The following is a 12,511-nucleotide window of genomic DNA, read 5'->3' on the forward strand; positions in this document are numbered from 1 at the left end:
TCGTCACTTTTTTGTAAATATATCATAAGAAAACATAAATACTGTGTAAAAAATTCAAAAAAATACATACACATGTATTGTCACACATACACAGTTATAGTATTTTTGTAATAGTCTTTTTGTCGGGGGTGACATATGTATTGTCAAGTGTAACAGGTCGTTTTTTACTTATTTCTATTGGAACAGGTATTGTGATGGGACTCGCTTTTCCGATCGTTGCTAGTTTTTTTACAGTATATAAACAGCCATCATACGCTACATATTTCACACTTCTTTGCGTCGGAGCAGGTATCATCGTTGGACTCATTAGTTTTTTTGTCGGAAAAGTGACATTAATTCGCGCAATGAAAGAAATGAACAAACAGTTTGAAACGATTGTACAACGTGGAGATTTAACTGCACGACTCACATTAAAAAGCAACGATGAAGTTGGTCGTATCGTTGATAACTTTAACAGTGTGTTGGATACGCTAGCAACGATGATTTGGCGCATTCAGCACGAGGCTCACGAGCTTGATGGAATCGTTTCCACCGTCTATAGTGATATTCGTCATTTAAGTGGTCATCTTGCACATATTTCATCGTCTACGAAAAACGTGTCTGGAAATGTCGAAGAAACTGCAGCGTTTGCGGAGCAAATGTCTGCAACATCAAAAGAAATTGGGCACGCTGTTCAGCGAATGATTCACAAAATGAATGAAGGCGAACAAAATGCTTCAGCTATTCGCCAACAAGCGATCCATACGGACCATATCGTCACGTCTTCATCGGAAAAAGCAAGTGAACTGTTAGCAGAAACGAAAAGAAAGCTGGAAAAAGCAATTGAGGCTTCACAAGTTGTAACGGATATTGAACTATTTACAAATACCATTATGAATATTGCAAAACAAACAAATTTATTAGCACTCAACGCTTCTATTGAAGCTTCACGGGTTGGAGAACAAGGAAAAGGGTTTGCGGTCGTTGCTGAAGAAATTCGTAAATTGGCTGAACAATCACAACAAGCAGTTGAAAATATTCAACACGTTGCGAAACAGTTAACATCCGCTGTAGAACAGTTGTCCATGAGCGCTTCAGCTGCAATATCATACATCTCAACAGACGTCCAACGCGATTACGAACAAATGAAAACGGTGACAAAACAATACGAACAAACGGCTTCGTTCATTGAAGAGGTTGTTGTTCAATTTAGCCAAACTGCTACCGAGTTAAATCGTGCTTTACATGAGATCATTCACTCCATTCATGAAGTATCTACAGCGACAGCAAACAGCGCTCAAGAAGTAAATGAATTATCTAGCCGATTAATTGAAACAAATGAAATTGTCGAGCAAATCGCAACATCTGCTTCAAAATCAGAACATATTTCAAATGAAATGAAACGGGCGATCCGACAGTTTTCAACGTAAAAAGGTGCCCTGTTCGGACACCTTTTTCTTATGATGAAATCGTACGTTTAAACGTATCAAATTGCTCTGTCACGCGCTTTTCAGGTGTAACTGTCAATAAGCTGACGATAATTACGGCAATAAAACTAGCGATAAAGCCCGGCACCATTTCGTACATGACGCTTGCATATGAAGAGTTTGCCCAGATGATGACTGTCGTTGCCCCTGCAATCATCCCCGCAAGCGCTCCCCATTTTGTCATACGGCGCCAGTATAAACTTAATATAATCACAGGACCGAATGAAGCCCCAAATCCTGCCCATGCATAACCGACAAGATTTAAAATTGTATTATTTTGCTCGTATGCGAGCAACAAGGCAACAATCGATACAAGTAGGACAGATAAGCGACCGACAAATACAAGCTCTTTATCAGACGCTGAGCGACGGAATAAAATTTTATATAAATCTTCCGTTAGTGAACTAGATGTCACTAGCAATTGAGATGAAATCGTACTCATAATTGCCGCTAAAATCGCTGCAAGTAAAAATCCTGTAATAAGCGGATGGAATAAAATTTCCCCGAGTTTAATAAATACTGTTTCTGGGTCTTCTAACGTCATGCCTGCTTGTTTAAAGTAAGCGATTCCAAAAAGACCTGTTAACATCGCACCGACAGACGAAAAGATCATCCAGCCCATTCCAATGCGGCGCGCTTGTTTCATTTCTTTCACCGAGGAGATCGCCATAAAACGAACAATAATGTGCGGCTGGCCGAAATAGCCAAGCCCCCATGCAAATAGCGAGATGATACCGACAACGCTCGTCCCTTTAAACAAATCAAGCAAGTTCGGATCTATATCGCGAATCGTTGTCGTTGTCTCCGTAATTCCCCCAATGTGCATAAGCGTCACAACCGGCACGAGAATAAGCGCAATAAACATAATGAGTCCTTGCACAAAGTCCGTCCAACTGACCGCTAAAAATCCCCCGAATAATGTGTACGCGACAACAACACCAGCTACAATCCATAATCCTGTATGATAATCTGTACCAAACGAATTTTTAAACATGACCCCACCAGAAACGAGACCAGAAGAAACGTAAAACGTAAAGAAAATCATAATGACGAATCCGGAAACGAGACGCAATAACTTCGATGTATCACCGAAACGGTTTTCTAAAAACGACGGAATCGTAATCGAATCGTTCGCTACTTCCGTATATACTCGTAAACGTGGAGCAACGTATAACCAGTTCGCGTACGCTCCAAGAGCTAATCCGATCACAATCCATGAAGCGCTCAACCCTTGCGCATACATCGCTCCCGGCAATCCGAGCAACAACCAACCGCTCATATCCGATGCTCCCGCGCTTAACGCGGTCACTGCTGGACCGAGCGTTCGTCCGCCTAACATATAATCAGACAAGTTCGATGTCCGTTTATACGCCCAATACCCGATCAATAACATCCCTACCATATACACAACGACAGATGTAATAACCAAAACAATCTCCCCTTCCTTTGTTGTCTATAAAAACCCCTTTGTACGTATCATTATACTAAAATATGTTCACAATTTGTACAAAAAATTATTTTCCAAAAAAGCCTTTTAATGCGAACGCCACGTTTTGTGGACGTTCTGCTAATCGGCGCATGAAATAGCCAAACCAATCGTTTCCGAATGGAACGTATACACGCATTGTATAGCCTTCTTTCGCAAGCTGTTGTTGCATATCTGTTCGAAAGCCATATAACATTTGAAACTCAAATTGATTACGCGGAATATTATTTTCCTTAGCAAACTTTTTTACTTTTTCAATAATATGATGATCGTGTGTAGCAATCGCTGTATAACTTCCGCTTAATAAATGAAGACGAATAATATTCATGTAGTTTTCATCAATTTGTTGTTTCTCTTGAAACGCCACTTCTGGCGGCTCTTTATACGCTCCTTTCACTAAACGAAGCGATACTCCTTTTAAATCTTTTACATCTTGTTCAGCGCGATATAAATATGCTTGAATGACAGTTCCAACGTTGTCGTACGTGCGGCGTAGTTCGTGTAATAAATCGAGCGTCGCTTGGCAATGCGCTGAATCTTCCATATCGATGCGCACGAAGTTGTTGTACCGTTTCGCCGTTTCAACAATTTGGCGCATATTGTTTAAACAAAAATCAAAGTCAATATCAAGCCCAAGCTGCGTCAATTTGACGGACAAGTTGCTTTGAACACCTGCGCGATGAATAGCTTCTAACGTGCGGATGTTATATTGTGTCGCTTCAATAGCTTCTTCGCGACTTGAAACGAACTCTCCTAAATGATCGAGCGTACAAACGAGCCCTTTTTCATTTAGTTCACGTACTTTTTTGATAGCGCTTTCAATCGTCTCCCCTGCAACAACTTGGGAAGCTCCGAAACGGAGCCCCCATTTTTTCGCCGCTTGATTTAACATTTTACTTTGTGAAGCGTATAAAAAAATGTTTTTCGATAGTTGTGCAAACATGGCCATTCCCCCTTTTAAAACATTTCACTGACTGTTTTTGCTTGCATATGAAGCAATAAATAGTCTGGACCACCTGCTTTAGAATCTGTTCCTGACATGTTAAACCCACCAAACGGATGATAGCCGACAATCGCTCCGGTACAACCGCGATTAAAATATAAATTCCCAACATGAAACTGTTCGCGCGCTTTTTCTAAATGAGCACGATTGTTTGAAATGACTGCCCCTGTTAATCCGTAATCTGTGTTGTTCGCCACGTCAAGCGCTTCATCAAACGTACGCACTTTCGTAAACGCAACGACCGGACCAAAAATTTCTTCTTGCATAATTCGCGCAGTTGGTGCGACATCTGCAAACACGGTTGGCTGAATAAAAAATCCTGTCGTATCGTCTCCTTCGCCCCCTGTCATGAGCTTCCCTTCCTGCTTGCCAATTTCGATATAGCCCATAATTTTATCGTACGATACTTGATCAATGACAGGTCCCATAAACGTGCTTTGCTCTTGTGGATTGCCGACCTTTAATTGCTTTGTTAACTCAACGACACGCGCAAGCACTTCGTCATATACATCTTCAAGAACGATGGCACGCGAGCATGCCGAGCATTTTTGTCCGGAAAAACCGAAGGCGGAAGCAACGATCGATTGCGCTGCTAATTCAAGATCCGCATCCCGATCAACGATAATCGCATCTTTTCCACCCATTTCTGCGATGACACGCTTCAACCATTTTTGTCCTGGTTGAACGATCGCTGCTCGTTCATAAATGCGACATCCAACGGCGCGCGATCCTGTAAAAGAAATGAAGCGCGTTTGTGGATGTTCAACAATATATTCTCCGACTTCTGCTTCCCCGCCCGGCAAATAGTTTAATACTCCTTGAGGGAGACCGGCCTCTTCCATGAGCTCAACAAACTTTGCTGCAACAATTGGTGCGCGATCGGATGGTCGCAAAATAACCGTGTTTCCTGTCACAATGGCAGCAACCGTCGTTCCAGCCATAATCGCAAGCGGGAAATTAAACGGTGAAATAATTAATCCGACACCAAGCGGCACATAAAAAAATCGGTTTGACTCTCCGGAACGGCTGAGCACAGGTACACCTTCCGCAAGAGAAATCATTTGTCTCGCGTAATATTCTAAAAAGTCAATCGCTTCCGCTGTATCGGCATCTGCTTCTTTCCACGGCTTGCCGACTTCTTTCACTAGCCATGCAGAAAATTCATGTTTTCTTCTTCTTAACATCGCTGCTGCGCGCAGCAACACATCGGCGCGCGCCTTTGGCGATACGCGCTTCCACGTTTCAAATGCAGAAAGTGCCGCTTGCATTGCTTCATCAGCAAGCGCTTTCGTCGCTTTTGATGCGACGCCAACCACTTGTTGTTTATTCGCTGGATTCACTGACACAACTTTCTCTTCCGTAACGATTCGTTTTCCTCCAATAATGATTGGATACGCTTGTCCAAGCTGTGTTTCAACATAAGCAAGCGCTTGACGAAACACATCTGCTTCTTGCTCAATTGCAAAGTTTGTAAACGGTTCATGTTTGTATGGTACAGTCACATGCATCGATCCTTTCACGATTTTGTCACATATTCTACGATTCATTATAATTTATACTTTCTGAAAATTGTTTGTCGTCAATATATAATCATTTCTACTTATTTTTGTTGCTCATCCACAATACTTTCCTTATATTTGTATAAAAGGAGATCGATATATAACATCATTCGTTGTTCAAAATCGTGCAGCGGGAGCGTGGTGATCGACTGCATGCGCTTTAATCGATAATGTAACGTATTCGGATGAATGTATAAACTTTCAGCTGTTTGTTTCATATTGCAGTCGTGTTGAATGTACGTACGAAGCGTATGTAAAAAATCGGTTCCATGTTGTTCATCGTGCTTTTTTAGTTTCATAATCGCTTCGTTTTTATAGCGACGTTGTTTGTATTGTTCGTATATGAATGGAACGATGCGATAAATACCTAAATCGCAATAAGCATGTGGTAACGGCTCATCCATATTCTTTTTCAAATGAATGACTTCCATCGCCTCTTTATAACTGTCGCGCAGTTTTTGCAGCCCGTTATATTCATTGCCAATGCCAACGAGAACATCGTGATCAATCCGACAATGAAAATCTTGTTGCAATTTTGTAATCATCATGTTCACTACATCGATCGGACGTTGCGTCGGTGTTTCCCCAACAATAAGCAAAAACGGATGATTGTGATAAATAAAAAAGATTGGGGCATGTGTTGCTTTTGTCATCCATGTCATATATTGCCGAATGTCATCTTTTCTCCTGTCATTTTCGACATAAACAACAACAACAGCAAATCGTGAAGGAAACGTTACCCCAAGCAACTGTAGTTCCATTTGAACGTCTCGTTCGCTCATATCACGATATTGAATAAAGCGAAGGAAAAGGTCATGAACTTCTTCTTGCCGTTTGTATGTTTTCCCCATTTGCTCGTGTAATATTTGAGCGGCCTCTTTTGCTACTTCTTCGATCCGTCTCCGTTGCTCGTCTGTTAAATCATGAAACGCAGCTTGTACCCAAAGATAGCCATATACTTTCCCAGCATGTTTTAAGCAAACGACAGCGCGTGCGCCAAGATCAATCTCAGGAAGTGGAGGAATGCTAACGACTCCGTCTGCTTGTTCAATTTTTTGCATCCATCCATGTTCATGCAAATAATGAAAAACGTGAGCGGATGCTCGTTTGCTTAAAATGGTGCGCATGCGCACTTCATCCGTTTCATCGTGATGACCGCTATATGCAAGCAATTCAAAATCGCGCGATTCAATCGTTACGGGACGTTGCAGTTCAAAAAATAATTGATCAACTAATTTATGCAATGAAATCGCCTCCTTGCTTTTATTATGCGTGATCAAAAGCGTGAAAAAAAGACTTCGGGCTGTCCCGAAGTCTTTTTCCTATTAACGTTTTCCTTTTACGTACGGCGTACCGAGCGCTTTTGGCGCATCTGCACGTCCGATAAACCCAGTTAACGCTAAAATGGTTAAAGCATATGGCAAAATGAGCAAGTAAACGGTTGGTACGTTTTTCAAAAACGGAATCGCCTGTCCAACGATACTTAAACTTTGCGCAAATCCGAAGAAAAGCGCTGCTCCCATCGCACCAAGCGGATGCCATTTTCCGAAAATCATCGCCGCAAGCGCCATAAACCCTTGTCCAGAAATCGTCGCATGGCTAAAATCGCGTGAAATAATCGTTGCATAAATCGAACCGCCAATCCCTGCAAGCGCACCGCTTAACATCACTGCAATATACCGCATTTTTGCGACGTTAATTCCCATCGTATCCGCCGCCATCGGATGTTCTCCAACAGCACGAAGACGAAGGCCAAACGGCGTTTTATAAATGACGTACCATACGACAAATGCTAATACAATCGCTAAGTAAGATGGGATATATCCGTTTGAAAATAAAATCGGACCGAGAATCGGAATTTTGCTTAAAATTGGAATATCGATTTTATCGAAACCGACTTGCACTTGGTCAGTTTGACCTTTTCCGTACCACATTTTTACAAGGAACAACGATAATCCTAACGCTAAAAAGTTGATCGCCACCCCGCTAACGACTTGGTCCGCGCGAAGTGAAATAGCCGCGACCGCATGCATAAGCGAGAAAATCGAAGCAACAACCATCGCGACAAGCATCGCAAGCCATGGTGTGAATTCACCAAATTGATCGGCAAACGTCAAGTTAAACACGACACCGGTAAATGCACCGATGACCATCAATCCTTCTAATCCGATATTGACAACGCCGGAACGTTCGCTAAATACGCCACCAAGCGCCGTAAAAATAAGAGGTGCCGCAAAGAAAATCGCGGAAGGAATAATAATTTCAAGGATGTGTAACATTTATTTTCCCTCCTTTTTGAAGCGCGTAAGCACAAGACGAATTAAGTAGCTTGAAGCAACGAAGAAAATAATCAACGCGATGACGATGTCAACAAGTTCTGTCGGCACGTCGGCTGCTGATGGCATTTCAAGCGCTCCGACTTTTAACGCTCCAAATAAGATCGCTGCTAAAATAATTCCGAATGCGTTATTTCCACCAAGGAGGGCAACCGCAATTCCATCGAATCCGACTCCAGTAAATCCAGCTTTGACCGAGACGTTTTCAAACGTTCCTAGCCCTTCCATCGCACCAGCAATCCCTGCAAATGCTCCTGAAATGACCATCGCTAATATAATATTGCGGTTGACATTCATCCCTGCATAATGAGACGCATGTTGGTTAAAACCGACGGCACGAAGCTCGTATCCTGTCGTCGTTTTTTCAAGCAAGAACCACATGACAACAGCCGCAATTAACGAAATAATAATACCGTAATGAAGCGTGGAGTAATCAGTTAAAGACTGTAAAAACTCTGAACGTAACGATGCTGACGGATGAATTTTTTCCGATTTAAAACCTTGATCGGATAAAACGGAACGAATGACCGCATTCGATACGTATAGCGCAATATAGTTCATCATAATCGTCACGATGACTTCATGGACGCGGAAACGTGCTTTTAAAAAGCCGGGAATAAATCCCCAAAGCGCGCCTGCAAGTGCTGCCGCAACAATTGCTAACGGCAAATGAATGACTTTTGGGAGCTCAAAGGAAACGCCAACCCAAACAGCTGCAAGCCAACCGACGATGAGTTGCCCTTCTACCCCGATGTTAAATAGCCCTGTACGAAACGCAAAGGCAACCGCTAACCCCGCTAAAATATATGGTGTCACTTGACGAATCGTTTCCCCAATATAATATCGATCACCAAAAGCCCCATACAACAAAGCAGAATATCCGGCAATTGGGTCATAACCACTGACAAGCATGACAATGGCGCCCGCAATAATTCCAAGAATAACTGCAAAAACAGGGACGAGAATGTTCGTTAAACGATTTTCACTCATGATGATACACCTGCTTCCTTCCGTTTGCTTCCTGCCATCAACAAGCCAAGCTCTTGTTCTGTCGTTTCTTTCGGATCGACAATAGCTACAATTTTTCCTTCATAAATAACGGCAATGCGGTCGCTGACGTTCATAATTTCATCTAATTCGAATGAAACGAGCAATACCGCTTTTCCTTTATCGCGCTGTTCGATGAGACGTTTATGAATGAATTCGATCGCTCCAACGTCAAGTCCGCGTGTCGGTTGGGCGGCGATGAGTAAATCTGGGTCGCGGTCTACTTCGCGTCCGATGATCGCTTTTTGTTGGTTTCCTCCTGATAAAGCCCGCGCTTTCGTATATTCGTCTGGCGTACGAACGTCAAATTCTTGAATAAGCTGACGTGCTTTATCGTAAATCGCTTTAAAGTTTAAAATGCCACGTTTTGAGTACGGCTCTTTATAATACGTTTGGAGCACCATGTTTTCCCCGATTGGGAAGTCTAGCACAAGACCATGTTTATGGCGGTCTTGTGGGATATGGCCTACACCCGTTTCTGTAATTTGTCTAGGTGTTAAATTGCGAATCTCTTTTCCATTTAAACGAATGGAACCCGATTCTGACTTCATTAAACCGGTAATCGCTTCAATTAACTCCGTCTGTCCGTTTCCGTCCACCCCTGCGATTCCGACAATTTCTCCTGCATGGACAGTTAAATGTAAATGGTCGACTGCCGTAATACCACGTGAATCTTTCACGACTAAATCTTCAATTTCAAGAACAGGTTTTCCGACTTTCGGAGGCTGTTTTTCTGTTTTGAAATGCACTTCACGTCCAACCATGAGTGCAGCGAGTTCGTTCGGATTTGTTTCCGATACGTTTAATGTGCCGATGCCTTTTCCGCGTCGAATGACGGTCACGCGATCGCACACTTCCATAATTTCTTTTAATTTGTGCGTAATTAAAATAATCGATTTTCCTTCACGTACAAGCGCTTTCATAATTTGGATAAGTTCTTGAATTTCTTGTGGCGTTAACACTGCTGTTGGTTCGTCAAAAATTAAAATATCTGCCCCACGATATAACGTTTTTAAAATTTCTACACGTTGCTGCATCCCGACAGAAATGTCTGCAATTTTTGCTTTCGGATCAACTGCCAAACCGTAACGTTCCGACAGCTCGCGCACTTCTTTTTCTGCGCGCTCAATATCGATTTGTCCACCTTTTTTCGGTTCGCTTCCTAAAATGATATTTTCCGTTACTGTAAATGTATCAACGAGCATAAAGTGTTGATGCACCATTCCGATCCCTAAGTCATTGGCGACGTTCGGATTGGCGATATTTACTTTTTTCCCTTTGACACGAATTTCCCCACCGTCCGGCTGATATAAACCGAATAGCACGTTCATTAACGTCGATTTTCCTGCGCCGTTTTCACCTAATAGCGCATGAATTTCCCCTTTTTTCAATTGCAACGTAATGTTATCGTTTGCCACAAAATTCCCGAAAACTTTGCGGATATTTAGCATCTCAATTACGTATTCCAAACGTGATCCACTCCTTATGTGAGCTTGTTAAAATCACTAAATGAAAAGCTGCAACATGTTGCAACCCTTCATTTAGTGGTTCTCCGAAGAAACGCATTCTTCGGAGAACAGTTATTTGCTTATTTCAACTCAGCGCGAGTTGTAGGTACTTTCACTTCGCCGTTAATAATTTTTTGTTTCCACTCATCCACTTTTTTCAATACGTCTTCAGGAACGTTGTTTTTCGTTGTTGGCGCAATACCTACACCATCTTCTTTTAAGCCGTACTCCACAGCTTGACCACCAGGGAAGTTGCCGTTTTTCGTTTTTGTTGCTAAGTCGTATACTGCAACGTCAACACGTTTTACCATTGATGTTAATGTTACGCTTTTATCTGTTCCAGGCACTTTTCCTTCTTCGTATTGGTCGCGGTCAACACCGATGACCCAAATTTCTTTGTTCGGATCTTGTTTTTTCAAGTCGATCGCTTCAGAAAATACACCGTTTCCTGTCGCACCAGCTGCATGATAAATGATGTCAATACCAGAAGCGTACATGCTTGAAGCAATGGCCTTTCCTTTATCCGCTTTATCAAACGCACCGGCATATTGCACTTCAACTGTCGCATTTGGGTTTACCGCTTTTACCCCTGCGATGAAGCCGCTTTCGAATTTTTCAATTAACGGAATTTCCATACCGCCAACGAAACCGATTTTGTTTGTTTTTGTCATTAAACCAGCGACAACACCGACAAGGAATGAACCTTCATGCTCTTTAAATGTAATGCTTGCGACATTCGGTTTTTCAACAACGCTGTCGACGATCGCAAACTTATTGTCCGGTTTTTGGTCTGCAATTTCTGAAACGGCATCTGTCATTAAGAAACCGATACCGTAAATGAGGTCAAAATCGTTACGTACAAGTTTATTTAAGTTTGTTGCGTAATCCGCATCGCTTTGTGACTGTAAATAGTCATAGCCACCTTTTCCTTTTTTCAAGCCGTTTTCTTCACCAAATTTTTGCAACCCTTCCCATGCTGATTGGTTGAACGACTTATCGTCAATTCCACCAACGTCTGTAACCATCGCTACGCTAAACTCAGACGCTTTTCCTTCTTCTTTTTTCGGCTCTTCTTTCGCCTGTCCGCAGCCGCCAAGAAGCATGCCGGCAGTCAATAATAAAGACATCGACAATCCAAAACGCTTTTTCTTCATCAATCATTACCCCCTTAAATGAAATATGGATTAGTAAAAAGTGAAATGCACAAAATATCCTTCTCCCTCCAACGTCACCTCCTTAACAGGGTAAGCGCTTTTATAAGCTACACGCGTTTTCTTAACACGTGGAAACTAAACTTATCTGATTTGAAGTAGTCGATTGAGTATAAAATCGGCTCGTCATTTTCGTCAAAATGCATTTGTTTTAAAACTAAAAGCGCTGTTTCCGGCTCGCATTGTAAAATCGGTGACACTTTTTCGTGATAGCCAAGCGGTTCAATGTGTGTAACAGCATATGCGATATACCGATTCGCTTCATTATGTAATATTTCTAATAACGACTCATTTTCATAAGCAATTCCTTTAGGTAAATATTTACACGGAACTTTATCAATACAATAAACGACCGGTTCGTTATTCGCTGTTCGTACCCGCTCAACAACAAGTAAATCTTCCTCTTTATGACATTGAAAGCGCTTTATATCATCTTCAGTCGGTTTTTGAATAGAAGAAGATAAAAAAATCGTCCCCGGTTTACGCCCGGCTTGGCGAATCATCTCCGTCACGCTACTTAGTTGTTCAATACCTGAGGTGAACATCGGGCGGGAACTAACGAACGTCCCGACACCGTGGCGGCGGATGATGACATTTTCTTCTTCTAATACGCGTAATGCTTCCCGCAATGTCGCTCGACTTACTCCTAACTGTCTTGCTAGCTCAAACTCAGAAGGGAGTTTTTCTTTTTCCTTATATACCCCTTTTTCAATATCTTTTTTAATACGATCAATCACTTGTAAATATAAGTGTCGATGATCAGATTTAACAGACATTCACCATCCCCCACCTTAGATATCAGACATCTGATGTTAGACAAATTTCTTATTAATAATATAACATTTTTTCGTTCATAAATAAATAGCGAATAAAAAAAATGTCGAAAAAAGTCGTA

The 12,511-nt window shown here is 42.0% G+C and carries 10 protein-coding genes; 1 reads left to right on the forward strand and 9 read right to left on the reverse strand.

Annotated elements, in window-relative coordinates; genetic code table 11:
* Positions 1–140: 140 nt before the first annotated feature.
* Positions 141–1,409 carry a methyl-accepting chemotaxis protein gene (locus HNR63_RS08330; RefSeq protein ID WP_181520436.1) on the forward strand — a complete coding sequence of 423 codons (1,269 nt, stop codon included), beginning with the start codon at positions 141–143 and terminating at the stop codon, positions 1,407–1,409.
* A gap of 28 nt (positions 1,410–1,437) precedes the next feature.
* Here HNR63_RS08330 and putP read toward each other — a convergent pair whose 3' ends face one another.
* The 9 genes from putP to HNR63_RS08375 all read right to left on the reverse strand — a co-directional run bounded on the left by putP (position 1,438) and on the right by HNR63_RS08375 (position 12,392).
* Entirely contained in the window at positions 1,438–2,895 is a 1,458-nt protein-coding gene (gene putP, locus HNR63_RS08335; protein WP_181520437.1) for a sodium/proline symporter PutP, read from the reverse strand.
* An 85-nt stretch (positions 2,896–2,980) separates the two neighbouring features.
* On the reverse strand, positions 2,981–3,895 hold the full coding sequence (locus tag HNR63_RS08340; protein WP_181520438.1) for a proline dehydrogenase family protein: 915 nt from the start codon (positions 3,893–3,895) through the stop codon (positions 2,981–2,983).
* 14 nt (positions 3,896–3,909) lie between these two features.
* Complete coding sequence (gene pruA, locus HNR63_RS08345) at positions 3,910–5,457, reverse strand: L-glutamate gamma-semialdehyde dehydrogenase (protein WP_181520529.1); 1,548 nt, start codon at positions 5,455–5,457, stop codon at positions 3,910–3,912.
* Between the two features lie 98 nt (positions 5,458–5,555).
* Positions 5,556–6,758: a PucR family transcriptional regulator gene (locus HNR63_RS08350; RefSeq protein ID WP_181520439.1), complete on the reverse strand. Its 1,203-nt coding sequence runs from the start codon at positions 6,756–6,758 to the stop codon at positions 5,556–5,558.
* An 81-nt stretch (positions 6,759–6,839) separates the two neighbouring features.
* Positions 6,840–7,793: an ABC transporter permease gene (locus HNR63_RS08355; protein WP_181520440.1), complete on the reverse strand. Its 954-nt coding sequence runs from the start codon at positions 7,791–7,793 to the stop codon at positions 6,840–6,842.
* On the reverse strand, positions 7,794–8,840 hold the full coding sequence (locus HNR63_RS08360) for an ABC transporter permease (RefSeq protein WP_181520441.1): 1,047 nt from the start codon (positions 8,838–8,840) through the stop codon (positions 7,794–7,796). It lies immediately after the preceding gene.
* Positions 8,837–10,366: an ABC transporter ATP-binding protein gene (locus tag HNR63_RS08365; RefSeq protein ID WP_043967723.1), complete on the reverse strand. Its 1,530-nt coding sequence runs from the start codon at positions 10,364–10,366 to the stop codon at positions 8,837–8,839. Before HNR63_RS08365 ends, HNR63_RS08360 begins: the two co-directional genes overlap by 4 nt.
* Positions 10,367–10,485: 119 nt before the next feature.
* Positions 10,486–11,559 carry a BMP family lipoprotein gene (locus HNR63_RS08370; protein ID WP_181520442.1) on the reverse strand — a complete coding sequence of 358 codons (1,074 nt, stop codon included), beginning with the start codon at positions 11,557–11,559 and terminating at the stop codon, positions 10,486–10,488.
* Between the two features lie 107 nt (positions 11,560–11,666).
* Positions 11,667–12,392, reverse strand: a complete 726-nt coding sequence (locus HNR63_RS08375) for a GntR family transcriptional regulator (RefSeq protein WP_021095412.1) — start codon at positions 12,390–12,392, stop codon at positions 11,667–11,669.
* Positions 12,393–12,511: the final 119 nt, after the last annotated feature.

The sequence above is a fragment of the Anoxybacillus ayderensis genome (genome assembly GCF_013761015.1).
GTDB lineage: Bacteria > Bacillota > Bacilli > Bacillales > Anoxybacillaceae > Anoxybacillus > Anoxybacillus ayderensis.